Origin of the sequence: Pseudomonas fluorescens (assembly GCF_902497785.1) — a bacterium.
GTDB classification, from domain to species: domain Bacteria; phylum Pseudomonadota; class Gammaproteobacteria; order Pseudomonadales; family Pseudomonadaceae; genus Aquipseudomonas; species Aquipseudomonas fluorescens_BO.
Window position 1 is genome coordinate 66,734 of sequence record NZ_CABVHK010000010.1, and the last position, 26,492, is coordinate 93,225.

Genomic DNA, 26,492 nt, shown 5'->3' on the forward strand with positions numbered 1-26,492 from the left:
GCTCAAGTGTTGGGACGCTTAACCGAAGAACCGTTGGCCGGTTTTGGCCATTTCACGCAGTTTTGCGGTCGGGTGGTACAGCGCGCCCAAATCAGCGTACTGGTCAGCCAGGGCAACGAACTCGGCGACACCGATCGAATCGATGTAGCGCAGCGCACCGCCACGGAATGGAGGGAAGCCAATGCCGTAGACCAGACCCATGTCGGCTTCGGCAGCGGTCTCGACGATACCGTCTTCCAGGCAACGCACGGTCTCCAGGCACAGCGGGATCATCATCCAGTTGATGATGTCTTCGTCAGTGACTTCGCGCTGCTCGTAAACGATCGGCTTGAGCACTTCCAGCACCGAAGGATCGGCAACTTTCTTCTGCTTGCCCTTCTTGTCGGTCTCGTAGGCGTAGAAACCCTTGCCATTCTTCTGGCCCAGGCGCTTGGCTTCGTAGAGCACATCGATCGCCGAACGACGGTCGTCTTTCATGCGGTCCGGGAAGCCTTCAGCCATGACGTCACGACCGTGGTGACCGGTGTCGATGCCGACCACGTCCATCAGGTACGCCGGGCCCATTGGCCAGCCGAATTTTTCCATGACCTTGTCGATGCGCACGAAGTCCACACCGGCGCTGACCAGCTTGGCGAAACCACCGAAGTACGGGAACAGGACGCGGTTGACCAGGAAGCCCGGGCAGTCGTTGACGACGATCGGGTTCTTGCCCATTTTCTTGGCGTAGGCCACGGTGGTGGCAACAGCCAGTTCGCTGGACTTCTCGCCGCGAATCACTTCAACCAGCGGCATCATGTGCACCGGGTTGAAGAAGTGCATGCCGACGAAGTTTTCCGGACGCTTGAGGGCCTTGGCCAGCAAGGTGATGGAAATGGTCGAGGTGTTGGACGCGAGGATGGTGTCCTCTTTGACCTTGTCTTCGACTTCAGCGAGAACGGCCTGCTTGACCTTTGGGTTCTCGACAACAGCTTCGACGACCAGGTCGACGTGACCGAAGTCACCGTAGGACAGGGTCGGACGAATGCCGTTGAGCACTTCAGCCATTTTCGCTGCGGTCATGCGACCTTTATCAACGCGGCTCACCAGCAACTTGGCGGCTTCTGCCAGGCCTTGCTCGATACCGTGCTCGTTGATGTCTTTCATCAGGATCGGCGTGCCTTTGGAGGCCGACTGATACGCGATACCGCCACCCATGATGCCGGCGCCCAGTACGGCAGCCTGCTTCACGTCTTTGGCGATTTCGTCGTAGGCCTTGGCCTTCTTCTTCAACTCCTGATCGTTCAGGAACAGACCGATCAAGCTCTGCGCGGCAGAGGTCTTGGCCAGTTTGACGAAACCCGCAGCTTCGACTTCCAGCGCTTTGTCGCGACCGAAGTTCGCCGCTTTCTGGATGGTCTTGATGGCTTCAACCGGCGCCGGGTAGTTCGGGCCAGCCTGGCCTGCCACGAAACCTTTGGCGGTTTCGAAAGCCATCATCTGTTCGATGGCGTTCAGCTTCAGCTTTTCCAGCTTCGGCTGACGTTTGGCCTTGTAGTCAAATTCGCCGGAGATGGCGCGTTTGATCAGTTCCAGAGCGGCTTCCTGGAGTTTCTCAGGGGCAACCACGGCGTCCACTGCGCCGACTTTCAGCGCGTCTTCAGCACGGTTTTCCTTGCCGGCGGCAATCCACTCGATCGCATTGTCGGCACCGATCAGGCGCGGCAGACGCACGGTGCCGCCGAAGCCCGGGTAGATGCCCAGCTTGACTTCCGGCAGACCAATCTTGGCCGTGACGGACATGACGCGGTAGTCCGCCGCCAGGCACATTTCCAGACCGCCACCCAGGGCGATGCCGTTGATCGCGGCGACAGTCGGGACATTGAGGTCTTCGAAATCGCTGAAAATCTTGTTGGCTTCCAGGTTGCCAGCAACAAGCTCTGCATCAGGCAGCTTGAAGTTCTCGACGAATTCGGTGATGTCGGCGCCGACGATGAACACGTCCTTGCCGCTGCTGACGATCACACCCTTGATCGAAGCATCTGCCTTGATGGTGTCTACGGCCTGACGCAATTCGTTCAGGGTTAGACGGTTGAACTTGTTGACGGACTCACCCTTGAGGTCGAATTTCAATTCGACGATGCCACTTTCAAGAGCCGTAACCGTGATGGCTTTACCTTCGTAAATCATCAACTGATCTCCACGATATGGAAGCTGAACAGTACACGTCGGACGCAGGCGGATGGCTTGGCAGTGACGTTTACCGTCGATGCTACGCTCATCCACCCGACACACCCGCCAACGCGATAGTCGGGATTCTGTAGGAGCCGTTTGCAATACAAACGCTCAATTCATACGCCCGTTTGATTTGGGTACGTCACCTTCACGGAATTTCCGACAATTGTCAATCGCCCAAAATACGGGTTGAAACGCGACTTTCCGGTCATTTCTGTAGGACGTAGCCCTGCAACACGCGCATGCATGCGAAGTCATTCATAGAATCAATAGTTAGAAAAGTCGCCCTAATTCGCGGCAGCCTTTGTTTAAAGGGCTACGCTAGCGCAGACGTTGAAAAAAATTTGAACGCTATTGGCGAATGCCCAGCGTAAGATCAGCCAACACCGAATTTCCGGCCTGCCTGGCCAACTCCAGCCCGATGATGAATGTCGGGCTTTTTATTGCCCAGACAATGCGGATACGCCTCCTGTAGGAGCGAGCTCGCTCGCGATGGTCGCCAACGATAACGCTGGGTGCCTGACAATCAGCGGTGTTCTCAGGTTTTTCGCGAGCAAGCTCGCTCCTACAAGGGATCGTGGTCAGGCGAGGGCTTTGAGGGTTGCATCGATTTGTTGCAAAACCGTCGCTTCGCCCTTCTCGCCCCAATACAAGGTGATCATTTGCTTGTCGGCTTCGACTTTGTAGACGTTGGCCGGCAATTTCTCGAAATAATTGAGCAGCGCCCGATCCTCACAGGCTTCCTGCCACTGATTCACCCACATTCCCGGTGACTTCTGCCAGTAACTCCAGCACGCCGGCTGATTGCCGCGACGCGGGCGATGGTACTGCGCGCAGGGGCTGGGCGGCTCCTGGCTGAGCCAGTGCGGCCATTCCTGAGGTGCCAATTGCATGGCCAGGCCAATGCGTCGCGCCTCCATGCGCAAAGCCATCCGTCCGCTCTGACCACGGGACGGCCGCAACCATGCCAGCGGGCTCAGAACCACTAACAGGATTGACACCACTATCCAGACCGTCATATCTGTACTCCCGATTCTTGATGAGCGCTTTGGATCACTTTGAAACCAATGCGCTTGAAACCAGCCATACTTACCAATATTGCAATCCTCAGGAGGAGCACCTCATGCCCTACACCCACATTCTGGTCGCTGTAGATCTAACCGAAGAGTGCGATCCTGTAATCCACCGCGCTCGCGAATTGTCGGTGAGCAATGGTGCGAAGTTGTCTCTGGTACACATTGTCGAGCCGATGGCCATGGCCTTTGGTGGCGACGTGCCGATGGACCTGTCGCAACTGCAACAGCAGCAGTTTGATCAGGCCAAGGAGCGCCTGGATCGACTGATCGTGAAGTATCCGGAACTCTCCAAAGAATACAGCCACCTGACCTACGGCCAACCCCGACAGGAGATTCACCATCTGGCCAAGGAACAAACCTGCGACCTGATCGTGGTCGGCAGCCATGGCCGGCATGGCCTGGCATTGCTGCTGGGCTCCACCGCCAATGACGTGCTGCACGGTGCACCTTGCGATGTGCTTGCGGTGCGCCTGCAAAAGAAAAGCTGACACACCGTCCCAGTGTGGGAGCGAGCTTGCTCGCGATGGCGATCGAGCATTCAACACTTTTGTTGACTGTCAGTCCGCCATCGCGAGCAAGCTCGCTCCCACAGGATCCGCGCCAGTTTGCAGATCGCATTACATACGAAAAGCCCGGCATTCATCACTGAACGCCGGGCTTTTTTGTTACTGGATCAATCAGGCATCCAGCTCGGCCCAACGCTCGACCATCACGTCGTGCTCGGCCTGCAACTGCTCAAGCTGAGCGATCACCGCAGCCGTCTCGGCAGCCGGACGCTGATAAAAACCGCCATCCGCCATCTGCGCTTCAACTGCAGCGATCTGCTGCTCCATGGCTTCGATCTGGGCCGGCAACATTTCCAGCTCGCGCTGCAACTTGTAGCTGAGCTTCTTCTTCGCCACCGGTGCTTCGACGGCGGCAGCGACTGGCGCAGGCTCGGCCGAGACAACGGCAGAGTTCAGGTCAGCCTTGCCGGATTTGCTTTCGGTCACGCCCAACAGACGCGGCGAGCCGCCCTGACGCAGCCAGTCCTGATAACCACCGACGTATTCGCGAACCTTGCCTTCACCTTCGAAGACCAGGGTGCTGGTGACCACGTTGTCGAGGAATGCCCGGTCGTGGCTGACCATCAGCACGGTGCCGTTGAAGGTCAGCAGAACCTCTTCGAGCAATTCGAGTGTTTCCACGTCGAGGTCGTTGGTCGGTTCGTCGAGGACCAGCAGGTTGGCTGGCTTGCTGAACAGTTTCGCCAGCAACAGGCGCGCACGCTCACCACCCGACAGCGCCTTGACCGGCGTGCGGGCACGCTGCGGGCTGAACAGGAAGTCGCCGAGGTAGCTGAGTACGTGACGGCTCTGACCATCGATGTCGATGAAATCGCGACCTTCGGCCACGTTGTCGATCACGGTTTTTTCCAGGTCCAACTGATGGCGCAACTGGTCGAAGTAGGCCACGTCGATGCGCGTCCCCTCTTCCACTGTGCCGCTGGTCGGCTGCAGACCGCTGAGCATCAGTTTCAGCAGTGTGGTCTTGCCGGTACCGTTGGCGCCGAGCAGACCGATACGGTCGCCGCGCGTCAGGACCATCGAGAAATCCTTGATCAGGAACGGGCCACCCGGATGCGCGAAACTCACGTTCTCGAGGACCATCACCTGCTTGCCGGACTTGTCGGCGGTGTCCAGCTGGATGTTGGCCTTGCCGGTGCGCTCGCGACGTTCGCTACGCTCGACGCGCAGGGCTTTCAATGCGCGCACGCGGCCTTCGTTACGGGTGCGACGGGCCTTGATGCCTTGGCGGATCCAGACTTCTTCCTGGGCCAGTTTCTTGTCGAACAGCGCGTTGGCGGTTTCTTCAGCGGCCAGCGAGGCTTCTTTGTGCACGAGGAAGCTGGCGTAGTCGCCGTTCCAGTCGATCAGGCCGCCGCGATCCAGTTCGAGGATGCGGGTCGCGAGGTTTTGCAGGAAAGAACGGTCGTGCGTGATGAACAGCACGGCGCCCTGGAAATCCTTCAACGCTTCTTCGAGCCAGGCGATGGCGCCGATGTCCAGGTGGTTGGTCGGTTCGTCGAGCAGCAGCAGATCCGGCTCGGACACCAGGGCCTGGGCCAGCAGGACGCGACGACGCCAGCCGCCGGACAATTCGGCGAGGGTCTTGTCGGCCGGCAACTGCAGACGGCTCAACGTGCTGTCCACCAGTTGCTGCAAACGCCAGCCGTCACGGGCTTCGAGGTCGTGCTGGACGTGCATCAGTTTGTCCAGATCCGCGTCGGTGACGATGTTCTGGCTCAGGTGGTGATACTGCGCGAGCAGCTCGCCAACACCGTCCAGGCCTTCGGCCACCACGTCGAACACGGTCCGCTCGTCGGCCACCGGCAATTCTTGCGGCAATTCGCCAATTTTGAGGCCGGGCGCACGCCAAACGGAGCCTTCATCGGGCTTCTGGTCGCCCTTGACGAGCTTCATCATGCTGGACTTGCCAGTGCCGTTGCGGCCGATGATGCACACCCGCTCACCACGGGCGATCTGCCAGGACACCTTGTCCAACAACGGCATAGCGCCGAAAGCAAGGGACACATCGCTGAATTTGAGCAGGGTCATGAGCTTCTCCAAAAACCGGGCGCGCATTCTACCTGACTTGAGGCTTCAGAAGGCCGGCAATTTCACCTTCGCGACACTCTGCATGACAAATGTTGCGAACTGATGCTGACAGGCCGGCAAAGCTTTCGCCCGTTGCTGGCAAAAGGCTAAGCTACAGATTATTCAGTGCGGGCATTGCCTGCACTTGTCATGATTTCTCTGCCCGGATGTCTCATGCGCAGTCGCCTTTTCAGTCTTTTATCCTGTTTGCTTCTTTCCGCCACTGCCGTTCAAACCGCCCAGGCGGTGGACCTGTCCACCCAGCGCCAGTATTACGATGAAGCCAAGCGTGCCTTGGCCAAGGGTGATACCGGCCCCTATTTCCGTTACAGCCAGGCGCTCAGGGACTATCCGTTGGAACCCTATCTGGCTTACGACGAACTTACCGCACGCCTGAAAACCGCCAGCAACGCCGAAATCGAGAAATTCCTCGCCGAACACGGTGACCTGCCGCAAGCCAACTGGATGAAGCTGCGCTGGTTGCGCTGGCTGGCCGAGCGCGGCGATTGGGCAACGTTCGTCAAGTATTACGACCCCAAGCTGAACTTCACCGAGCTGGACTGCCTGAATGCGCAGTATCAGATTGGCCATAACCTCAAAACCGAAGGTTACGCCAATGCCAACAAACTCTGGCTGACCGGCAAATCCCAACCCGCCACCTGCGACGCACTGTTCGGCCAGTGGGCCGCCGAAGGTCAGTTGACCGAGCAGAAACGCTGGGAGCGCACGAAGCTGGCCGCTCAGGCACGCAACTATCCGCTGGCCAACAGCTTGGTCAACGGCCTGACCACCCTCGCCTCACGCGGCCGTTTGCTGGTGGATGTGGCGCAAAAACCTGAACTGCTGAACCAGCCGTCGCGCTTCACCCCGGCTGACGAACCGATGTCCGACGTGGTCAGTCTCGGCCTGCGCCGCCTGGCCAAACAGGACCCGGACAGGGCCATGAACCTGCTCGACGGGTATGCCAGCAGCATGCATTTCTCCCGCGACGAGAAAGTCGCGATTGCCCGTGAAATAGGGTTGACCCTGGCCCGGCGTTTCGACCCGCGCGCACTGGACGTGATGACCAAATACGATCCGGAACTGCGCGACAACACCGTGTCGGAATGGCGCTTGCGCCTGTTGTTGCGCCTGGCTCGCTGGGACGATGCCTATCAGTTGACGCGTCGCCTGCCTCAGGACCTGTCGACCACCAACCGCTGGCGTTACTGGCAGGCGCGCAGCCTGGAACTGGCTCAACCGCAGAACCCGGAAGCGCAGACGCTGTATAAAGGCCTGGCCCGCGAGCGTGATTTCTACGGCTTCCTCGCCGCTGACCGCTCGCAACTGCCGTACTCGCTGAACAACAAACCACTGGTGCTGAGCCAGGCGCTGATCAACAAGGTACGCAACACCCCGGGCGTGCGCCGCGCCCTGGAATTCCACGCCCGTGGGCAGATCGTTGACGGTCGCCGCGAGTGGTATCACGTCAGCCGCCACTTTAACCGTGACGAAATGGTCGCCCAGGCGAAACTGGCCTTCGACTTGAAGTGGTATTTCCCGGCGATCCGCACCATCAGCCAGGCGCAGTATTGGGATGACCTGGATATTCGTTTTCCGATGGCGCACCGCGAAACCCTGGTGCGTGAAGCCAAGGTGCGTGGCCTGCACTCGAGCTGGGTCTTCGCGATCACTCGTCAGGAAAGTGCGTTCATGGCCGACGCCCGCTCCGGCGTCGGCGCCAGCGGCCTGATGCAACTGATGCCCGGCACCGCCAAGGAAACTGCGCGCAAGTTCAGCATTCCGCTAGCCTCACCGCAGCAAGTGTTCGATCCGGACAAGAACATTCAGCTCGGTGCCGCGTACCTGAGCCAGGTGCACAGCCAGTTCAACGGCAACCGGGTCCTCGCCTCAGCCGCCTACAACGCCGGCCCGGGCCGCGTGCGCCAGTGGCTGCGCGGTGCAGACCACCTGAGCTTCGACGTCTGGGTAGAAAGTATTCCGTTCGACGAAACCCGCCAGTACGTGCAGAACGTGTTGTCGTACTCGGTGATTTACGGCCAGAAGCTCAATTCTCCGCAGCCGCTGGTGGATTGGCATGAGCGGTATTTTGATGATCAATAACAGGTGATACTGGAGCTGCGTAGGAGCTGCGTAGGAGCTGTCGAGTGAAGCGAGGCTGCGATCTTTTCGCACATACCGCTAAAGGTCAAAATCAAAAGATCGCAGCCTCGTTGCACTCGACAGCTCCTACGCGGCTCCTACGCGTGCAGATCGAGTTCAGCCTTGTCATCGTTAAACTGCAATGCCGCCAGGCGCGCATACAACGCATTGCTCGCGATCAGTTCTTGATGCGTGCCCACCGCAACCAGTTTCCCCTGATCCATCACCGCAATCCGGTCGGCGTTTTTCACGGTCGCCAGGCGATGGGCGATGACCAGCGTCGTGCGGTTTTTCATCAGGCTGGGCAGGGCTTGCTGGATCAAGTGTTCGCTTTGGGCGTCGAGGGCGCTGGTGGCTTCGTCGAGCAGCAGGATCGGCGCGTCTACCAGCAGCGCGCGAGCGATGGCCAGGCGTTGGCGCTGGCCGCCGGATAAACCGAGGCCGCCGTCGCCAAGGTGGGTCTGGTAGCCGTCGGGCATGGCTTCGATAAAGTCGTGGGCGTAGGCGATCTTCGCAGCTTCCTGAACCTGTTTCAGACTCGCTGTCGGGTTGCCGTAGCGAATGTTCTCTTCGATGCTGCCGAAAAACAGCGCAGGGTTTTGCGAGACCAGGGCGAAGCACCGGCGCAAGTCCAGCGGATCAAGCTGAGTCAGCGCCACGCCGTCGAGCAGGATGCGTCCTTCGGCAGGGTCGTAAAAGCGCAGCAGCAGGTCATAGACCGTCGACTTGCCGGCACCGGATGGCCCAACCAGCGCGAGGGTTTCGCCGGCCTTGACGGTCAGATTCAAGCCATCGACGGCAAAGCTTTCTGGGCGCGAGGGGTAGGAAAAGCGCACGTCTTGCAGCAGTAAATTCCCCGAAACCCGCTCCGGCAAGGTCACCAGACCTGTGGTCGGTGGCTGAATAATATTCTCGGATCGCAACAGCTCGGCAATCCGTTCAGCGGCCCCGGCGGCGCGCTGCAACTCGCCGATCACTTCGCTCAAGGTGCCAAACGCGCTGCCGACGATCAGGCTGTAGAACACAAACGCCGCGAGTTCGCCGGCAGAAATCCGCCCGGCCATCACGTCCATGCCACCGACCCACAACATGACACCGACCGCGCCCAGCACCAGCACGATCACCAGGGTAATCAACCAGGCCCGCTGAAAGATTCGCTTGCGCGCGGTGTTGAACGCTTCCTCCACGGTCACCGCAAATCGCTGCTCGTCCTGGACCTGATGGTTGTAGGCCTGCACGGTTTTGATCTGGCCGAGTGTCTCGGAGACGTAGCTGCCGATGTCGGCAATCCGGTCCTGACTCTGGCGCGACAAGCTGCGCACGCGGCGCCCGAAAATCAGGATCGGCGCGATCACCAGCGGCAACGCGACGACCACGATGCTGGTGAGTTTGGGGTTGGTGATAAACAGCAGGACGATCCCGCCGATCACCATCAACAGGTTGCGCAGAAACAGCGACAGCGAGGAGCCAATCACCGATTGCAGCAACGTGGTGTCGGCGGTCAACCGCGACTGGATTTCGGAGCTGCGGTTATTTTCGTAGAACCCCGGGTGCAGATAAACCAGATGGTTGAACACCTGACGGCGGATGTCGGCCACCACGCGCTCGCCGATCCACGACACCAGATAAAAACGCGCAAAGGTGCCGACCGCCAGGCCGATCACCAGCAGCATGAACAGGCCGATGGTCTGGTTGAGCAAGTGCGGTGACTGGGTCATGAACCCCTGATCAACCAGCAATCGAATGCCCTGCCCCATGGACAACGTGATGCCGGCCGTGACGATCAGCGCGAGCAAGGCGCCGAGGGCTGGCCAGCGATAGGGCACCAGGAAGCGGCTGGTGAGGCGTATCGCGCGGCGGTGACGGGCAGAAAGCATCGGGTTCATCCGGTTACGCAATTGATGGGGCAAGCCTGATTGCTCAATGGGGGGGAACTCTGTAAATCACAATGAGTCAGGTTAATTATGTCCGCAATGACCATCCCCTAGAGGCTATTGGTCTAAAGTTCGGGTGGCAACGTTGCTGCATTTCTGGTGGACTGTCATGGCCGCCCCGGAAGACCGCAGGGAGTTTGTCACAGCCCGGTCACCTGGCGGTTCTACAGTAAGCACACAACCTGATGAGGAGACAGGCCATGTCCTTGCAACAAAGCAGCGAAGACAAGATTGAAGTGATCCGTACGCAGCCAAACCAGTCTCTGGGTTGCTCAATCATTGACGAAAAGGGCGACGAAGTACCGATCACTGAAAGCATGATCCAGGACGCTTGCCGCGAACTGGAGCAGCGATTGGTCAAGCCTGCCAAACAAGATTGATATAGCCACCGTCTTCTTGACCCGGCCCTGATGGCCGGGTTTTTTGTGGGTGATTGATTTGTGCAGCTTATGTAGGAGCTGCCGAAGGCTGCGATCTTTTGATCTTGCTTTTCAAAAAAATCAAGGTCAAAAGATCGCAGCCTCCGGCAGCTCCTACGGAAGCCGGGCGGTTGCTAAATTACCGAAGCACCCAACGCTGCCACAATTTTTCGCAATTCAGGCGACTCCCCCTCAACCCGCACTTGCAACCCGTCAATCTCCCGCCGCGGCGGATAATTTTTGCGCAGCGCATCAAACGCTGCACGCTGCTCATTCACACTGCCGACAAGACTGCGACGAAAATCCGCATCGTCACGGCGCGGGTCGTACACGCCACGGCACAGCATCGCCAGCGCCCAGGCCGGATCGCTGGCAGCGTTCAAGGTCACTTGCGCCAGCCACGGCGCCGGCAGCAAATCACTCAGGCTGACCTGCGCCGGTTGCCCGAGAAAATCGCAATACGCCTGATAGATCTGCGCGGTACCGCGTTGCTTGCCGTCGAGGCTGTAACCGGCAATGTGCGGCGTCGCCAGCACACACAGATCGGCCAGCGCCACATCGACTTCGGGCTCGCCTTCCCAGACGTCCAGCACCGCTTGCAGGTCTTCGCGTTGCAGCAACACCTCGCACAGCGCAGCGTTATCCACCACCGGGCCACGGCTGGCGTTGATCAGCCAGGCACCGGGCTTGAGCTGGTTCAAGCGCTTTTTATCAAACAGGTGCCAGGTCGATTCGGCCCCGTGCTTCTTTAGCGGCGTGTGCAAACTGATCACGTCGCACCGCTCGATGATCTGCTCGAGGCTGACGAAATCCCCCCCTTGCGCAGCCTGCCGTGGCGGGTCGCACACCAGCACGTTCCAGCCCAGCCCTTGCAGCACCTTCACCAGGCGGCCGCCCACTTCGCCCGCACCGACCACTCCGTAAGTGCGCTTGTCCAGCTCCACACCTTCGATTTCGGCTAGCGTCAACAAACTCCCCAGCACGTAGTCGACCACGCCACGGGCGTTGCAGCCGGGGGCACTGGACCAGGTGATGCCGGCCTGCTGAAAATAATCGAGGTCCAGGTGATCGGTGCCGATGGTGCAGGTGCCGACAAAGCGTACTTTGCTGCCTTCGAGCAACGAGCGATTGACGTTGGTCACCGAGCGTACCAGCAACACATCGGCCTGCTCGACCGTGGCCCGGTCGATAGAACGTCCCGGCACCCGGCGGATTTCGCCGAAACCTTCGAAGAAGGCATCGAGCAGCGGAATATTTTCGTCGGCAACAATCAGCATGGCAGGCTCCTTTGGCGGATCGGCAGTGTAGGCGCAGAAGCCACATCACGCCTAGCACGTAACTTGTAGGAGCGAGCTTGCTCGCGATGGAGGTTAACGATAACGCGTGCTGCCTGAATGAAAGCGTTGTCCGAGCATTTTTCGCGAGCAAGCTCGCTCCTACAGGGTGTGGTGTGATTACAAATAGCTAACACAGGAGTTTTCCTGACCGCTGCGTCAAGGCGTAGAATGCGCCGCCTCGCGCATCATTATCTTCTGGACGTTTTGCCCTTGAATCCCCTGACTGACCGTCTCGCCGCTACCGCCCTCACACGCCCTGCCCGGGTTCGCCTCGAATTGAAAAACCTGCTGGGCCTGGCGCTGCCGATCATGATCGCGCAGCTGGCCACCACCGCGATGGGCTTTGTCGATGCGGTAATGGCCGGCCGCGTGGGCCCGCGGGATCTGGCAGCAGTGGCGCTGGGCAACTCGATCTGGGTGCCGGTGTTTCTGTTGATGACCGGCACCTTGTTGGCCACTACGCCGAAAGTCGCCCAGCGCTTCGGTGCCGGCACTCACAGCGAGATCGGCCCGATCGTGCGCCAGGCGCTGTGGCTGGCCTTCGTGGTGGGGTTGATCGCGACCGCCATGCTGCTCGGCGCCGAGCCGATCCTGCACATCATGAAGGTCGATCCCGAGCTGATCGGCCCCTGCATGCAATACCTGCACGGCATCGCCAGCGGTTTGCCCGCCGTCGCGATCTACCATGTGTTGCGCTGTTTCAGTGATGGCCTGGGACGCACGCGCCCGGCGATGGTCCTGGGGCTGTGCGGGCTGGCACTGAACATTCCGCTGAACTACGTGTTCATTTATGGCCATTTCGGCGTGCCCGCCATGGGCGGTGTCGGCTGCGGCTGGGCCACGGCGATTGTGATGTGGGTGATGGCGCTGGGCATGGCCGGCTGGGAACGCTGGGCGCCGGCGTATCAGTCGAGTCAATTGTTCAGCCGTTTTGACTGGCCGCAATGGTCAGTGATCAAGCGCCTGCTGAGCATCGGCCTGCCGATCGGCATCGCGGTGTTCGCCGAGTCGAGCATCTTTGCGGTGATCGCCCTGCTGATCGGCAGCCTTGGCGCAACAGTAGTGGCCGGGCATCAAATCGCCCTGAATTTCAGTTCGCTGGTGTTCATGATCCCCTACTCTCTAGGCATGGCCGTGACCGTGCGGGTCGGCCAGGCACTTGGGCGCCAGGAACCTCGTGAAGCGCGTTTCGCCGCCGGTGTCGGCATGGCCACGGCGCTGGCTTATGCGTGCATTTCGGCGAGCATGATGCTGTTGCTGCGCGAGCACATCGCAACAATCTACACGGCGGACCCGACGGTGATTCGAGTGGCGGCGATGCTGATCGTGTACTCGGCGCTGTTCCAGTTTTCCGATGCGATCCAGGTCACCGCGGCCGGTGCTTTGCGCGGCTATCAAGACACGCGAGTGACGATGATCCTGACGCTGTTCGCCTATTGGGGCATTGGTTTGCCGGTGGGTTACGCGCTGGGCCTGACCGACTGGTTGGGTGCACCAAGCGGCCCGAGCGGACTGTGGCAGGGTTTGATCGTAGGCCTGAGTTGCGCGGCGCTGATGCTGTCGATCCGCCTGACGCGCAGCGCGCGCAAGCGGATCCGTGTAGGAGCTGGCTTGCCAGCGAAGAACTCCAGAACGACACGAACAACCGATGAACACGCGTAATCGTTAGCGACCATCGCAGGCAAGCCAGCTCCTGCAAGGGCCATAACTCCCACGCAGTTTTTTGCTTCTAATCGGACTTCTTGCGGATCCAGTACAGGTAGGTGCCGGCCTCTTCGTGCTGCGCGACCAGTTCGTGGTCGAGGAACACGCAAAACTTGGGAATATCGCGACGGGTCGACGGGTCGGTGGCAATCACCTTGAGCAGGCCGCCGGGCGCCAGGTCGCGGATGTGCTGGTGCAGCATCATCACCGGTTCCGGGCAGTTGAGGCCGCTGGCGTCGAGGGTGCCGTCTACCGGCGTATCAAGCATTTCACTCATGATTCACTCCTGAAACTGGCCGGCATTGTCGCGCATTGCCGGGTGTACAGTCATCTGTGGCATACACCGATCCCTGTGGGAGCGGGCTTGCCCGCGATGGCGGACTGTCAGGCACATCTATGTTGAATGTGCCGCCCTCATCGCGGGCAAGCCCGCTCCCACAGGAATATCACCGTATCAACGGGACTTGGGCTTCTTCACGTCGAGCCGGCGCAGGTGGCACGTGACTTCTTCACGGTCGTGATACAGCTGCTTGCAGCCGATCTCGACCCGAATCCCGCGTTCCTTGAAGCCGTCAGCAATGCGCTCCAGCAAGCGTTTCACTTCAGCGTAACGCTGCTTCATCGGCAGCTTGAGATTGACCACCGCTTCGCGGCAATGCCCTTCGCCAATCCACTCTTCCAGCATCGCCGCATTGCGCGCCGGTTTCTCGACGATGTCGCAGACCATCCAGTCCACCGGTTGCCGGGGCTTGAAGGTGAAACCGTCGGCCATCAAGTGTTGCACCAGACCGGTGTCCATCAGGCTCTCGGCCATCGGGCCGTTGTCGATGGCGGTCACCAACATGCCGCGATTGACCAGTTGCCAGGTCCAGCCGCCGGGCGCGGCGCCGAGATCAACGCCGGTCATGTCACTGTGCAGGCGCTCGTCCCACTGGTCGCGCGGGATGAAATGGTGCCACGCCTCTTCCAGCTTCAGGGTCGAGCGACTTGGCGCCTCGCGAGGAAACTTCAGGCGCGGAATGCCCATCGGCCACATCGCCGAGTTGTTCGACTCGGCCAGGCCCATGAACACTTCGCGACCGCTTTTGAACGTCAGCAGCAGGCGCGGCTTGTGGGCGTCTTCCACCAGTTTGCCGGCCGCCATCAGCGCCTTGCGCAGGTGCACTTCGAACTTCTTGCAGAAATTCGACAGTTCCTTGCCATCGTTGGTGTCGACCATCTCCAGCCACAGGCTGCCGCACAGCGGGAAGTCCGCCATGTGGGCGAGGATCACGCTGATACGGTCGGTTTCCGGCAGGTCGATGAACATCCCGCGCGCCCATTGGCGCGGAAAGATCAGATCGGTAAAACGCTGGCCGCGCATCAAACGCTCGGCGCCGTCTTCTTCGGTGCAGATGAATTCGGCGCAGGCGCTGGCGGTCTTGGCCTTGGCATAGCCGGCCACGTTCAGCCGTGCGGCGTGTTCGGAAATCTCGGAGCAGACTTCGCCTTCGAAGCCCGGTCGGCAATGCATAAATAGCGTGTTCATTGTTACTCCTGGGCAGTTGGCGAAGAATTCAGCCACTGCGCGATGCCCAGGCTTGCGTTGAAGCAAAGCCTGTCACGAAAACCGGCGCATGATAGCCGAGTTCGGAACCTCGAACTTGTCGATAGAGTCCAGTTATTAGCCAGCTACCCGAAACAGGGCTAGGTTTAATGCTCTGTCCGTCCCCTCAGTCCGTAGCCGTGCGGACTCAAAGGAGTGATCGCAATGCCGTCCCTCGATAGCCTGAAGACCCTTAAAACCCTGCAAGTCGACGACAAGACCTACCACTATTTCAGTCTGCCCGACGCTGCCAAAAGCCTCGGTGATCTCGACAAACTGCCCATGTCGTTGAAAGTCCTGCTGGAAAACCTGCTGCGCTGGGAAGACGAAAAAACCGTCACCGGCGCGGACCTGCGGGCGATTGCCGCCTGGCTCAAGGAGCGCCGCTCCGACCGCGAAATCCAGTACCGCCCTGCCCGCGTGTTGATGCAAGACTTCACCGGCGTCCCCGCCGTGGTCGACCTCGCGGCCATGCGCGCCGCCATGGCCAAGGCCGGCGGCGACCCGCAGCGGATCAACCCGCTGTCGCCGGTGGATCTGGTGATCGACCACTCGGTGATGGTCGACAAGTTCGGCAGCGCCAGCGCCTTTGAACAAAACGTCGACATCGAAATGCAGCGCAACGGTGAGCGCTACGCGTTCCTGCGCTGGGGCCAGAGCGCTTTCGATAATTTCAGCGTGGTGCCGCCGGGCACCGGCATTTGTCACCAGGTCAATCTCGAATACCTCGGCCGCACGGTCTGGACCAAAGACGAGGATGGCCGCACCTACGCGTTCCCCGATACCCTGGTCGGTACCGACTCCCACACCACCATGATCAACGGCCTCGGCGTACTCGGCTGGGGCGTCGGCGGGATCGAGGCGGAAGCGGCGATGCTCGGCCAGCCGGTATCGATGCTGATTCCGGAGGTGATTGGTTTCAAACTCACCGGCAAGTTGAAAGAAGGCATCACCGCCACCGATCTGGTGCTGACCGTCACGCAGATGCTGCGCAAGAAAGGCGTGGTCGGCAAATTCGTCGAGTTCTACGGCGACGGCCTGGCCGACTTGCCGCTGGCCGACCGCGCGACCATCGCCAACATGGCGCCGGAGTACGGGGCGACGTGCGGCTTCTTCCCGGTGGACGAGGTGACGCTGGAATACCTGCGCCTGTCCGGCCGTCCGCTTGAAACGGTGAAACTGGTCGAGGCTTACAGCAAAGCGCAAGGCCTGTGGCGTCTGGCAGGTCAGGAACCGGTGTTCACCGACAGTCTGGCGTTGGACATGGGCAGCGTCGAAGCCAGCCTCGCCGGGCCGAAACGCCCACAGGACCGGGTGTCACTGCCCAATGTCGCGCAAGCGTTCAGTGATTTTCTCGGCTTGCAGTTCAAACCCACCAGCAAGGACGAAGGTCGCCTGGAAAGTGAGGGCGGTGGCGGCGTCGCCGTCGGCAACGCCGACCTGGTCGGCGAAACGGATTATGAGTACGACGGCCATACCTATCGCCTGAAAAACGGCGCGGTGGTGATCGCCGCGATTACCTCGTGTACTAACACGTCCAATCCAAGCGTGATGATGGCCGCCGGGTTGGTGGCGAAAAAAGCCGTGGAGAAAGGCCTTACGCGCAAACCGTGGGTGAAAAGTTCGCTGGCTCCGGGCTCGAAAGTGGTCACCGATTATTACAAGGCGGCCGGCCTGACGCAGTACCTCGACCAGCTGGGTTTCGACCTGGTGGGTTATGGCTGCACGACCTGCATCGGCAACTCCGGGCCGCTGCCGGAGCCGATCGAAAAAGCCATCCAGCAAGCCGACCTGACCGTCGCCTCCGTGTTGTCGGGCAACCGCAACTTCGAAGGCCGCGTGCATCCACTGGTGAAAACCAACTGGCTGGCATCGCCGCCGCTGGTGGTCGCGTATGCGCTGGCCGGCACGGTGCGAATTGACATCAGCAGCGAACCGCTGGGGAATGACAGGGACGGTAACCCGGTGTATCTGCGGGACATCTGGCCGAGCACCCGGGAAATCGCCGAGGCGGTGAATAAGGTCAACACCGCGATGTTTCACAAGGAATACGCCGAAGTATTCGCCGGCGACGAGCAATGGCAGGCGATTGAAGTGCCGCAGGCGGCGACGTATGTCTGGCAGGACGATTCGACGTACATCCAGCATCCACCGTTTTTCGACGACATCGGTGGACCGCCGCCGGTGGTCAAGGACGTCGCGGGCGCCCGGGTCCTTGCGCTGCTTGGCGACTCGGTGACCACAGACCACATCTCCCCGGCCGGCAACATCAAGTCCGACAGCCCGGCGGGCAACTACCTGCGCGAAAAAGGCGTGGAACCCCGGGACTTCAACTCCTACGGCTCCCGTCGCGGCAACCATGAAGTGATGATGCGCGGTACCTTCGCCAACATCCGCATTCGCAACGAGATGCTCGGTGGCGAGGAAGGCGGCAATACGATCTACATTCCCACGGGGGAGAAACTGGCGATCTACGACGCGGCGATGCGCTATCAAGCATCGGGGACACCGCTGGTGGTGATTGCCGGCCAGGAATACGGCACCGGCTCGAGCCGCGACTGGGCGGCCAAGGGCACCAATCTGCTGGGTGTGAAAGCGGTCATCGCCGAAAGCTTCGAGCGGATTCACCGCTCCAATCTGGTGGGCATGGGCGTGTTGCCGCTGCAGTTCAAACTGGATCAGAACCGCAAGAGTCTGAATCTGACCGGTAAGGAGACGTTCGACATCCAAGGGTTGACCGCTGTGGAGCTGACACCGCGGATGAACCTGACGCTGATCATTACCCGTGAGGATGGCAGTCGCGAGAAGATCGAGGTGTTGTGCCGGATCGATACGCTGAATGAGGTGGAGTACTTCAAGGCGGGGGGGATTTTGCATTATGTGTTGCGGCAGTTGATTGCTTCGTAGGGTTGATCGTGCACGAAATCTGGCGATCTCATGTGGGAGCGAGCCTGCTCGCGAAGCGGGAGTGCCAGCCACTATCAATGTTGGCTGACACGACGCTTTCGCGAGCAGGCTCGCTCCCACAATGGAAAATGTACGGGCGATTTTGTGACGCGCCGCCGATTATCAAAAAATAATCTCAACAAATCCCCACCAGTGCCGACAACTTGTCAAAGCCTTGTTAAAGCCTTGCGGATTGAAAAAGCCATGCGTAACAACCAACCCATTACACAACGCGAACGGACCTTTCCCGCTCAGCAACGGTTGATTTCCACCACCGATGCCAAAGGCGTGATCACTTACTGCAACGACGCTTTCGTCGAAATCAGTGGGTATTCCTATGAGGAACTGCTCCGTGCACCGCACAACCTGGTCCGCCACCCCGACGTGCCGGCCGCCGTGTTCGCGCACATGTGGGGGACATTGAAACAAGGCTTGCCATGGATGGGCATCGTCAAGAATCGCTGCAAGTCCGGCGACCACTACTGGGTCAACGCCTACGTCACACCGGTGTTCGAAGGCAATCAGGTGGTCGGTTACGAGTCGGTGCGGGTCAAACCCACCGCCGAACAGATCCAGCGTGCCGAAGCGCTCTATAAACGCATCAACCAGGGCAAATCGGCGATTCCTTCGACCGATAAATGGCTGCCGGTGCTTCAGGACTGGCTGCCGTTCATTCTGGTCAGCCAGTTGAGCTTCATGATCGGTGCCACGCTTAACTCCCAATGGGGTTTTGCGCTGGCCGCCGGTCTTTCGGTGCCCTTGGGCCTGCTCGGTTTGAGCTGGCAACAGCGCGGTCTCAAGCGCTTGCTGCGCCTGGCCGAGCAGACCACGTCCGACCCGCTGATCGCGCAGATGTACACCGACAGCCGCGGTGCGCAGGCGCGTCTGGAGATGTCGATCCTCAGCCAGGAAGCCCGCCTGAAAACCTGCCTGACCCGTCTACAGGACACGGCTGAGCACCTGACCGAGCAAGCGAAGCAGTCCGACACCCTGGCGCACAACAGCTCCTCAGGCCTGGAACGTCAGCGCGTCGAGACCGAGCAAGTGGCCACCGCCGTCAACCAGATGGCCGCCACCACTCAGGAAGTCGCCAGCCATGTGCAGCGCACCGCGGACGCGACTCAGGAAGCCAATCGCCTGACCGGGCGCGGTCGTGACATCGCCGGGGAAACCCGCGAAGCGATTGAACGCCTGTCGGTGGTGGTCGGTGAAACGGGCATGACCGTGACGCAGCTGGCCAAGGACAGCGATGAAATTGGCGGTGTAGTCGACGTGATCAAGGGCATTGCCGATCAGACCAACCTGCTCGCGCTGAACGCGGCCATTGAAGCGGCACGTGCCGGCGAGATGGGCCGAGGCTTTGCCGTGGTGGCGGATGAAGTTCGCCAATTGGCGCAACGCACCAGCGAATCCACCGGGCAGATTCACGCGCTGATCGCCAAACTCCAGCAAACGGCCAGCACCGCAGTGCAAACCATGGAAGCCGGGCATCGACAGGCTGAAGAAGGTGTGGCGCGGGTACTGGAAGCGGATCAGGCACTGGTCGGGATCAGCGAAGCGGTGGCGCACATCACTGACATGACCACGCAGATTGCGGCCGCGACCGAAGAGCAAAGCTCGGTGGCCGAAGAAATCAGCCGCAACATCAGCAACATCTCGCAACTGGCGGACCAGACCTCGGAACAGGCGCAGCACTCGGCGTTGTTGAGTGAAGAGCTGACGAAGACGGCGAATACCCAGTATTCGCTGGTGGAGCGGTTTAACCGCTGATTGCTGGTGGAAACACAAAACCCGGACGGTGAAAGCTTCCGGGTTTTTTATTGCCCGCCTGAAAGTAAAGTTGCCCATTAGGGCCTCATCGCGGGCAAGCCCGCTCCCACAGGTTTATGCGTGTGAGTACGATTGATGCCACACAGCAGAACTCTGTGGGAGCGGGCTTGCCCGCGATGAGGCCTACAGGGACACCGAAAATCTCACTGAAGAAACGCAGCCACCCGATCCGCCGCCGCCGCCAAATGTTGCTCATGGGTAAACCCCGAAGCCTTCAACGGCTTCAAATCGTGATCCCCCGCCGCCAGCCAAAACACCTCGATGCCCGGCGCCAGGGTGTAGGCCTCAACCGCCTGACGATTGCCCAGCGCATCCCGCTCACCCTGCACAATCAGCGTCCGCGTCTTCAGCGAAGACAAATGTTCAACCCGAGGTTTCTCTGGCTTGCCCACCGCATAAAACGGATAGCCCAGACAGACGAGCGCATCCGCCTCCAATTCATCGGCGAGCAAACTCGCCATCCGCCCGCCCATGGACTTGCCGCCAATGGCCAGGCGCCCAGCGACATGGCGTCGCACCACCGCATACACCTCACGCCAGCATTCGAGCAGTTTTGGCGCCGGGTTCGGCGGGCGTTTACCGCCATCGGCACGCCGCTGGGCCATGTAGGGAAATTCGAAGCGCAGCACGCTGACGCCTTGAGCAGCGAGGCGCGCAGCCATGTCATTCATCCAGTCGCTGTCCATCGGCGCACCGGCACCATGGGCGAGAATCAGCGTCACCGGGTCAGCCGAGCCCGGTGAAACCGCCTCGTTCCAAAGCCATCCATGATCGCGCACACACTTCGCCCATTGATCCCCGTCAATACTGGCCTTGTGCTCTTTGTCCATGCTTGCCTCGCTTTTAGTCTGCCTATAACTCCAGGCGAAGCGAGCGTCTGCCTTGCGCAAACGTCACTTCGGCTGAACCGTGGATGGGGAACCATGAACACTTCTATCAGTACCGCCTACAACTACAAGGTGGTCCGCCAATTCGCCATTATGACGGTGGTGTGGGGCATCGTCGGCATGGGGCTCGGGGTTTTTCTCGCCGCCCAATTGGTCTGGCCTGAACTCAACTTCGATTTGCCGTGGACCAGTTTCGGCCGCTTGCGCCCGCTGCACACCAACGCGGTGATCTTCGCGTTCGGCGGTTGCGCCTTGTTCGCCAGTTCATTCTATTCGGTGCAACGCACCTGTCAGACGCAATTGTTCGCACCGAAAATCGCCGCGTTCTGCTTCTGGGGCTGGCAGCTGGTCATTCTCCTGGCAGCCATCAGCCTGCCGCTGGGTTACACCAGCTCCAAGGAATACGCCGAGCTGGAATGGCCGATCGACATTCTGATCACCATCGTCTGGGTCGCCTACGCCATCGTGTTTTTCGGCACCTTGGCCAAGCGCAAGACCAAGCACATCTACGTCGGCAACTGGTTCTTCGGTGCGTTCATCCTCACCGTGGCGATTCTGCACATCGTCAACAACCTTGAGCTGCCGGTGAGCTTCACCAAGTCCTACTCGCTGTACGCCGGTGCGACCGATGCCATGGTGCAGTGGTGGTACGGCCACAACGCCGTAGGCTTTTTCCTCACCGCCGGTTTCCTCGGGATGATGTACTACTTCGTGCCGAAACAGGCCGAGCGTCCGGTGTATTCCTATCGCCTGTCCATCGTGCACTTCTGGGCCCTGATCACCCTGTACATCTGGGCCGGTCCGCACCACCTGCACTACACCGCGCTGCCGGACTGGGCGCAGTCGCTGGGCATGGTGATGTCGCTGATCCTGCTGGCACCGAGCTGGGGCGGGATGATCAACGGCATGATGACCCTCTCGGGCGCCTGGCATAAGTTGCGCAGCGACCCGATCCTGCGCTTCCTCGTGGTCTCGCTGGCGTTCTACGGCATGTCGACCTTCGAAGGGCCGATGATGGCGATCAAGACAGTCAACGCCCTCTCCCACTACACCGACTGGACCATCGGCCACGTGCACGCTGGCGCGCTCGGTTGGGTGGCAATGATTTCCATCGGCGCGCTGTACCACATGATTCCGAAAATCTTCGGTCGTGCGCAGATGCACAGCATCGGCCTGATCAACGCGCACTTCTGGCTCGCGACGATCGGCACCGTGCTCTACATCGCGTCGATGTGGGTCAACGGCATCGCCCAGGGCCTGATGTGGCGCGCAATCAATGAAGACGGCACGCTGACCTACTCCTTCGTCGAAACCCTGGTGGCCAGCCACCCAGGCTTCATCGTGCGACTGGTGGGCGGTGCGATCTTCCTCTGCGGCATGTTCCTGATGGCTTACAACACCTGGCGCACCGTACGGGCCTCGCAGCCTGCCGAAGTCGCCGCTGCCGCGCAGATGGCCTGAGGAGTCCGCCATGAAACACGAAACAATCGAGAAAAACGTCGGCCTGCTGATGCTGCTGATGGTCCTGGCCGTGAGCATCGGCGGTCTGACCCAGATCGTCCCGCTGTTCTTCCAGGACGTGACCAATAAACCGGTGGAAGGCATGAAGCCCTACACCGCGCTGCAACTGGAAGGCCGCGACATTTACATCCGTGAAGGCTGCGTCCAGTGCCACTCGCAGATGATCCGGCCGTTCCGTGCCGAAACCGAACGCTACGGCCACTACTCGGTGGCCGGGGAAAGCGTCTGGGATCACCCGTTCCTGTGGGGCTCCAAGCGCACCGGCCCGGACCTGGCCCGCGTCGGCGCGCGTTACTCGGATGACTGGCACCGTGCGCATTTGTATAACCCGCGCAACGTTGTGCCTGAATCGAAGATGCCGGCCTACCCGTGGCTGGTCACGCAAGCGGTGGACAGCAGCAGCACCGAAACCAAGCTCAAGGTCATGCGCACCCTGGGCGTGCCGTACACCGATGACGACATCGCCGGCAGCGTCGAGTCGGTCAAGGGCAAGACCGAAATGGATGCGTTGGTCGCCTACCTGCAAGTGCTCGGCACTGCCATCAAGAGCAAGAGGTGAGCCATGGCCATGCCCTTTGAAATTATGAGTGTGATGAGCAGTGGAATGATTCGCGGCCTGGGCACGGTCGTGGTGTTCCTGGCCTTCATCGGCCTGACGCTGTGGGTGTTCAACCGCAAGCGCACGCCGGAATTTGCCGAAGCGCGTTTGCTGCCGTTCGCCGATGAGCCCCTGCCCGACGATGCCACCCAAGAACCTGAAACAAGGAGTACCCGGCCATGACCACCTTCTGGAGTACGTGGATCTGCGTACTGACCATCGGCAGCCTGATCGGCCTGACCTGGCTGCTGATCGGCACCCGCAAGGGCGAAACCAAGGGCAGCGTCGACCAGACCATGGGCCACAGCTTCGACGGCATCGAGGAGTACGACAACCCGTTGCCGCAGTGGTGGTTCATGCTGTTCGCCGGCACGCTGGTGTTTTCCGTGGGGTATCTGGTGCTTTATCCGGGCCTTGGCAACTGGAAAGGCATCCTGCCGGGCTACGAGGACGGCTGGACCGGCGTGCACGAATGGGAGAAGGAGATGAGCAAGGCCGATGCGAAGTTCGGTCCGATCTTCGCCAAATTCGCCGCCATGCCCCTGGAAGAAGTGGCGAAAGACCCGCAAGCGCTGAAAATGGGCGGTCGCCTGTTTGCGTCGAACTGCTCGGTGTGCCACGGCTCGGATGCCAAGGGCGCTTTCGGTTTCCCGAACCTGGCCGACAGCAACTGGCGCTGGGGCGGTGACGCCGAAATGATCAAGACCACGATCATGGGCGGTCGCATGGCGGCGATGCCGGCCTGGGGTGAAATCCTCGGAGAAGCCGGCGTGAAGAACGTTGCCGCATATGTGCGCCATGAACTGGCCGGCCTGCCACTACCGGCCGACAGTACCGCCGATCTGCAAGCCGGACAGCAAGCGTACAGCACCACCTGCGTCGCCTGTCACGGGGCCAATGGTCAAGGCACTGAAGCCATGGGCGCGCCGAACCTGACGCAACCGGCCGGTTTCATCTACGGAACGAGCCTGGCGCAACTGCAACAAACCATCCGCCATGGTCGCCAGGGCCACATGCCGGCGCAGAACGAGTTGCTCGGCAACGACAAAGTGCAATTGCTGGCCGCTTATGTGTACAGCCTGTCCCACGGCCTGAATACAGAGCGTTTGCAGGCTGAAGGCAAAAGCGAATAATTCTTGACCGCTCTGCTGCCGCATTCTTCCCGGATGCGGCAGTTCCCTGCTCCTTTGCGACCCATTGTCGCACCCTCCGATAGTCCTCCTTTCAGTTCCCCGGTTTCGGGTCTAAGCTTTCTCCGATGCGAACTGGCATGAGCTGGTTCCAGGTCGACCCAACCCGATGTGTTCGACGAATCTGCCCGATGACAGGCCGCAAAGGCTGGTAGATACCGGCTGTCGTGCCAATTGCTATCGGTCACCCGGTCGCTGCGTTTGAACACACCGCGTTACATCTGACCTGACCCCCTCACCTCATTCGTTCGCCGGGATTTTTCCCCGAGGGCAATTTTGTCCTTACGCGGCGCATGGAAAGGCCGCAGAATCAGCATTTGAAAGCATTGACCCAGGTCATGGCGCGTTGCAATGACCCCCTGCTTTCTCCATACTTGCGGCCGATTTTTACTCCTAATAAAACACCCAAACCGTGGAACCTTAGAATGAGCACAGCAATCAGTCCGACTGCTTATAACTATAAGGTAGTCCGCCAGTTCGCCATCATGACGGTGGTCTGGGGGATCCTTGGCATGGGGCTCGGTGTCTTCATCGCCTCGCAACTGGTCTGGCCGGAGTTGAACTTCGGTCTGCCGTGGACGAGCTTTGGACGCCTGCGCCCGTTGCACACCAACCTGGTGATTTTCGCCTTCGGTGGTTGTGCACTGTTTGCCACTTCTTATTACGTCGTGCAGCGAACCTGCCAAACGCGACTGATTTCCGACAGCCTCGCCGCCTTCACCTTCTGGGGTTGGCAAGCGGTGATCGTCGGGGCCATCGTTACCTTGCCGCTGGGTTACACCACCACCAAGGAATACGCTGAGCTGGAATGGCCGCTGGCTATTCTGCTGGCCATCGTCTGGGTCACCTACGGTCTGGTGTTCTTCGGCACCATTACCAAGCGCAAGACCAAGCACATCTATGTCGGCAACTGGTTCTACGGTGCCTTCATCGTCGTGACGGCGATGTTGCACATCGTCAACCACGCCTCCCTGCCGGTCAGTTTCTTCAAGTCCTACTCGGCCTACGCCGGTGCGACTGACGCGATGATCCAGTGGTGGTACGGGCACAACGCGGTGGGTTTCTTCCTGACTACCGGCTTCCTCGGGATGATGTATTACTTCGTACCGAAGCAGGCCGAGCGTCCGATCTACTCCTATCGCCTGTCGATCGTGCACTTCTGGGCGCTGATCACCCTGTACATCTGGGCCGGTCCGCACCACCTGCACTACACCGCACTGCCGGACTGGGCTCAGTCGCTGGGCATGGCAATGTCGATCATCCTGCTGGCTCCGAGCTGGGGCGGCATGATCAACGGCATGATGACCCTGTCGGGCGCCTGGCATAAGCTGCGCACCGACCCGATCCTGCGCTTCCTCGTGGTCTCGCTGGCGTTCTACGGCATGTCGACCTTCGAAGGCCCGATGATGGCCATCAAGACCGTGAACTCGCTGTCGCACTACACCGACTGGACCATCGGCCACGTACACGCCGGGGCCTTGGGCTGGGTAGCGATGATCTCGATCGGCGCCATCTACCACATGATCCCGAAACTGTTCGGTCGCGCGCAGATGCACAGCATCGCCCTGATCAACGCGCACTTCTGGCTCGCGACCATCGGCACCGTGCTCTACATCGCGTCGATGTGGGTCAACGGCATTACCCAGGGTCTGATGTGGCGTGCAATCAACGATGACGGCACGCTCACCTATTCGTTTGTCGAAGCGCTGCAAGCAAGCCACCCTGGTTTCATCGTTCGTGCCCTGGGCGGTGCGTTCTTTGCCAGCGGCATGCTGTTCATGGCCTACAACGTATGGCGCACCGTACGTGCCTCGAACCCGGCCGAAGCTGAAGCGGCCGAACAGATTGCTGTAGTTGGAGCTCACTGATGAAGCATGAAGCAGTCGAGAAGAACATTGGCCTGCTGGCCTTCTTCATGGTTATCGCCGTCAGCATCGGCGGCCTGACCCAGATCGTTCCGCTGTTTTTCCAGGACGTGACCAACAAGCCGGTCGAAGGCATGAAGCCTCGCACCGCCCTTGAGCTGGAAGGTCGCGACGTGTACATCGCCAACGGTTGCGTACAGTGCCACTCGCAGATGATCCGCCCGTTCCGTGCTGAAACCGAACGTTATGGCCACTACTCGGTGGCCGGTGAAAGCGTCTGGGACCACCCGTTCCTGTGGGGTTCCAAACGTACCGGTCCGGACCTGGCCCGGGTCGGCGGTCGTTACTCCGATGACTGGCAGCGTGCGCACTTGTACAACCCGCGCAACGTAGTGCCCGAGTCGAAAATGCCGGCCTACCCGTTCCTCGTGGAAAACAAGCTCGACGGCAAAGACACCGCCAAGAAAATGGAAGTCTTGCGCACGCTCGGCGTCCCTTACACCGACGAAGACATCGCCGGCGCCAAGGATGCTGTGAAGGGCAAAACCGAAATGGACGCGCTGGTGGCCTATTTGCAAGGCCTGGGCACCATCATCAAAAGCAAACGGTGA

General features: G+C 60.2%; 20 protein-coding genes. 12 read left to right on the plus strand and 8 right to left on the minus strand.

The window, feature by feature from the left end; all coding sequences use genetic code 11:
- Positions 1 to 18 precede the first annotated feature (18 nt).
- Positions 19 to 2,166, minus strand: a complete 2,148-nt coding sequence (gene fadB / locus F8N62_RS16300; protein WP_150711637.1) for a fatty acid oxidation complex subunit alpha FadB — start codon at positions 2,164 to 2,166, stop codon at positions 19 to 21.
- A gap of 626 nt (positions 2,167 to 2,792) precedes the next feature.
- Entirely contained in the window at positions 2,793 to 3,230 is a 438-nt protein-coding gene (locus tag F8N62_RS16310; RefSeq protein ID WP_150711638.1) for a hypothetical protein, read from the minus strand.
- Between the two features lie 104 nt (positions 3,231 to 3,334).
- Here F8N62_RS16310 and F8N62_RS16315 point away from each other — a divergent pair, with 104 nt between their 5' ends.
- A complete protein-coding gene (locus F8N62_RS16315; protein WP_150711639.1) occupies positions 3,335 to 3,775 on the plus strand; it encodes a universal stress protein in 441 nt (146 codons plus the stop codon).
- Positions 3,776 to 3,964: 189 nt separating this feature from the next.
- On the opposite strand, the gene F8N62_RS16320 is transcribed toward F8N62_RS16315, so the two are convergent.
- Positions 3,965 to 5,884 carry an ATP-binding cassette domain-containing protein gene (locus F8N62_RS16320; protein WP_150711640.1) on the minus strand — a complete coding sequence of 640 codons (1,920 nt, stop codon included), beginning with the start codon at positions 5,882 to 5,884 and terminating at the stop codon, positions 3,965 to 3,967.
- Positions 5,885 to 6,097: 213 nt separating this feature from the next.
- Here F8N62_RS16320 and F8N62_RS16325 point away from each other — a divergent pair, with 213 nt between their 5' ends.
- On the plus strand, positions 6,098 to 8,026 hold the full coding sequence (locus F8N62_RS16325; protein ID WP_150711641.1) for a transglycosylase SLT domain-containing protein: 1,929 nt from the start codon (positions 6,098 to 6,100) through the stop codon (positions 8,024 to 8,026).
- Between the two features lie 137 nt (positions 8,027 to 8,163).
- Here F8N62_RS16325 and F8N62_RS16330 read toward each other — a convergent pair whose 3' ends face one another.
- Positions 8,164 to 9,951 (minus strand): ABC transporter transmembrane domain-containing protein, encoded by a 1,788-nt coding sequence (locus tag F8N62_RS16330; protein WP_191632394.1) that lies wholly within the window; start codon positions 9,949 to 9,951, stop codon positions 8,164 to 8,166.
- Positions 9,952 to 10,199: 248 nt separating this feature from the next.
- On the opposite strand from F8N62_RS16330, the gene F8N62_RS16335 reads away from it, so the two are divergent.
- Entirely contained in the window at positions 10,200 to 10,379 is a 180-nt protein-coding gene (locus F8N62_RS16335; RefSeq protein ID WP_150711643.1) for a PA1571 family protein, read from the plus strand.
- A gap of 173 nt (positions 10,380 to 10,552) precedes the next feature.
- Here the strand turns inward: F8N62_RS16335 and pdxB are convergent, their stop codons facing one another.
- Positions 10,553 to 11,695, minus strand: coding sequence for a 4-phosphoerythronate dehydrogenase PdxB (gene pdxB / locus F8N62_RS16345; RefSeq protein ID WP_150711644.1), 1,143 nt, complete (start codon positions 11,693 to 11,695; stop codon positions 10,553 to 10,555).
- Between the two features lie 270 nt (positions 11,696 to 11,965).
- Between pdxB and F8N62_RS16350 the strand changes: the two genes are divergently transcribed.
- The gene (locus F8N62_RS16350; RefSeq protein WP_150711645.1) at positions 11,966 to 13,417 is read left to right on the plus strand and encodes an MATE family efflux transporter; all 1,452 of its coding nucleotides are present in this window, start codon (positions 11,966 to 11,968) and stop codon (positions 13,415 to 13,417) included.
- 67 nt (positions 13,418 to 13,484) lie between these two features.
- On the opposite strand, the gene tusA is transcribed toward F8N62_RS16350, so the two are convergent.
- Positions 13,485 to 13,736 carry a sulfurtransferase TusA gene (gene tusA, locus F8N62_RS16355; RefSeq protein ID WP_150631624.1) on the minus strand — a complete coding sequence of 84 codons (252 nt, stop codon included), beginning with the start codon at positions 13,734 to 13,736 and terminating at the stop codon, positions 13,485 to 13,487.
- Positions 13,737 to 13,913: 177 nt separating this feature from the next.
- Positions 13,914 to 14,987, minus strand: a complete 1,074-nt coding sequence (rlmM, locus tag F8N62_RS16365; RefSeq protein ID WP_150711646.1) for a 23S rRNA (cytidine(2498)-2'-O)-methyltransferase RlmM — start codon at positions 14,985 to 14,987, stop codon at positions 13,914 to 13,916.
- Positions 14,988 to 15,209: 222 nt separating this feature from the next.
- Between rlmM and acnA the strand changes: the two genes are divergently transcribed.
- Positions 15,210 to 17,951 carry an aconitate hydratase AcnA gene (acnA, locus tag F8N62_RS16370; protein ID WP_150711647.1) on the plus strand — a complete coding sequence of 914 codons (2,742 nt, stop codon included), beginning with the start codon at positions 15,210 to 15,212 and terminating at the stop codon, positions 17,949 to 17,951.
- A gap of 243 nt (positions 17,952 to 18,194) precedes the next feature.
- Positions 18,195 to 19,760 carry a methyl-accepting chemotaxis protein gene (locus F8N62_RS16375; protein WP_150711648.1) on the plus strand — a complete coding sequence of 522 codons (1,566 nt, stop codon included), beginning with the start codon at positions 18,195 to 18,197 and terminating at the stop codon, positions 19,758 to 19,760.
- 203 nt (positions 19,761 to 19,963) lie between these two features.
- On the opposite strand, the gene F8N62_RS16380 is transcribed toward F8N62_RS16375, so the two are convergent.
- Positions 19,964 to 20,650 (minus strand): alpha/beta family hydrolase, encoded by a 687-nt coding sequence (locus tag F8N62_RS16380; protein WP_150711649.1) that lies wholly within the window; start codon positions 20,648 to 20,650, stop codon positions 19,964 to 19,966.
- A gap of 93 nt (positions 20,651 to 20,743) precedes the next feature.
- On the opposite strand from F8N62_RS16380, the gene ccoN (F8N62_RS16385) reads away from it, so the two are divergent.
- The 6 genes from ccoN (F8N62_RS16385) (at position 20,744) to ccoO (F8N62_RS16410) (ending at position 26,492) form a co-directional block, all read left to right on the plus strand.
- Positions 20,744 to 22,168 (plus strand): cytochrome-c oxidase, cbb3-type subunit I, encoded by a 1,425-nt coding sequence (gene ccoN / locus F8N62_RS16385; protein WP_150711650.1) that lies wholly within the window; start codon positions 20,744 to 20,746, stop codon positions 22,166 to 22,168.
- A gap of 10 nt (positions 22,169 to 22,178) precedes the next feature.
- On the plus strand, positions 22,179 to 22,787 hold the full coding sequence (ccoO, locus tag F8N62_RS16390; protein WP_150711651.1) for a cytochrome-c oxidase, cbb3-type subunit II: 609 nt from the start codon (positions 22,179 to 22,181) through the stop codon (positions 22,785 to 22,787).
- A 9-nt stretch (positions 22,788 to 22,796) separates the two neighbouring features.
- Positions 22,797 to 23,009 (plus strand): cbb3-type cytochrome oxidase subunit 3, encoded by a 213-nt coding sequence (locus F8N62_RS16395; RefSeq protein WP_412071977.1) that lies wholly within the window; start codon positions 22,797 to 22,799, stop codon positions 23,007 to 23,009.
- A complete protein-coding gene (gene ccoP / locus F8N62_RS16400) occupies positions 23,006 to 23,959 on the plus strand; it encodes a cytochrome-c oxidase, cbb3-type subunit III (RefSeq protein ID WP_150711652.1) in 954 nt (317 codons plus the stop codon). The genes F8N62_RS16395 and ccoP overlap by 4 nt, the downstream gene beginning before the upstream one ends.
- Before the next feature lie 482 nt (positions 23,960 to 24,441).
- On the plus strand, positions 24,442 to 25,884 hold the full coding sequence (gene ccoN / locus F8N62_RS16405) for a cytochrome-c oxidase, cbb3-type subunit I (protein ID WP_150711653.1): 1,443 nt from the start codon (positions 24,442 to 24,444) through the stop codon (positions 25,882 to 25,884).
- The gene (ccoO, locus tag F8N62_RS16410) at positions 25,884 to 26,492 is read left to right on the plus strand and encodes a cytochrome-c oxidase, cbb3-type subunit II (protein ID WP_150711654.1); all 609 of its coding nucleotides are present in this window, start codon (positions 25,884 to 25,886) and stop codon (positions 26,490 to 26,492) included. The genes ccoN (F8N62_RS16405) and ccoO (F8N62_RS16410) overlap by 1 nt, the downstream gene beginning before the upstream one ends.

Excerpts from the sequence above, each read along its gene's own strand:
- fadB (WP_150711637.1), bottom strand. The coding sequence starts at position 2,166 with ATGATTTACGAAGGTAAAGCCATCACGGTTACGGCTCTTGAAAGTGGC.
- F8N62_RS16310 (WP_150711638.1), bottom strand. The coding sequence starts at position 3,230 with ATGACGGTCTGGATAGTGGTGTCAATCCTGTTAGTGGTTCTGAGCCCG.
- F8N62_RS16315 (WP_150711639.1), top strand. The coding sequence starts at position 3,335 with ATGCCCTACACCCACATTCTGGTCGCTGTAGATCTAACCGAAGAGTGC.
- F8N62_RS16320 (WP_150711640.1), bottom strand. The coding sequence starts at position 5,884 with ATGACCCTGCTCAAATTCAGCGATGTGTCCCTTGCTTTCGGCGCTATG.
- F8N62_RS16325 (WP_150711641.1), top strand. The coding sequence starts at position 6,098 with ATGCGCAGTCGCCTTTTCAGTCTTTTATCCTGTTTGCTTCTTTCCGCC.
- F8N62_RS16330 (WP_191632394.1), bottom strand. The coding sequence starts at position 9,951 with ATGAACCCGATGCTTTCTGCCCGTCACCGCCGCGCGATACGCCTCACC.
- F8N62_RS16335 (WP_150711643.1), top strand. The coding sequence starts at position 10,200 with ATGTCCTTGCAACAAAGCAGCGAAGACAAGATTGAAGTGATCCGTACG.
- pdxB (WP_150711644.1), bottom strand. The coding sequence starts at position 11,695 with ATGCTGATTGTTGCCGACGAAAATATTCCGCTGCTCGATGCCTTCTTC.
- tusA (WP_150631624.1), bottom strand. The coding sequence starts at position 13,736 with ATGAGTGAAATGCTTGATACGCCGGTAGACGGCACCCTCGACGCCAGC.
- rlmM (WP_150711646.1), bottom strand. The coding sequence starts at position 14,987 with ATGAACACGCTATTTATGCATTGCCGACCGGGCTTCGAAGGCGAAGTC.
- acnA (WP_150711647.1), top strand. The coding sequence starts at position 15,210 with ATGCCGTCCCTCGATAGCCTGAAGACCCTTAAAACCCTGCAAGTCGAC.
- F8N62_RS16375 (WP_150711648.1), top strand. The coding sequence starts at position 18,195 with ATGCGTAACAACCAACCCATTACACAACGCGAACGGACCTTTCCCGCT.
- F8N62_RS16380 (WP_150711649.1), bottom strand. The coding sequence starts at position 20,650 with ATGGACAAAGAGCACAAGGCCAGTATTGACGGGGATCAATGGGCGAAG.
- ccoN (WP_150711650.1), top strand. The coding sequence starts at position 20,744 with ATGAACACTTCTATCAGTACCGCCTACAACTACAAGGTGGTCCGCCAA.
- ccoO (WP_150711651.1), top strand. The coding sequence starts at position 22,179 with ATGAAACACGAAACAATCGAGAAAAACGTCGGCCTGCTGATGCTGCTG.
- F8N62_RS16395 (WP_412071977.1), top strand. The coding sequence starts at position 22,797 with ATGCCCTTTGAAATTATGAGTGTGATGAGCAGTGGAATGATTCGCGGC.
- ccoP (WP_150711652.1), top strand. The coding sequence starts at position 23,006 with ATGACCACCTTCTGGAGTACGTGGATCTGCGTACTGACCATCGGCAGC.
- ccoN (WP_150711653.1), top strand. The coding sequence starts at position 24,442 with ATGAGCACAGCAATCAGTCCGACTGCTTATAACTATAAGGTAGTCCGC.
- ccoO (WP_150711654.1), top strand. The coding sequence starts at position 25,884 with ATGAAGCATGAAGCAGTCGAGAAGAACATTGGCCTGCTGGCCTTCTTC.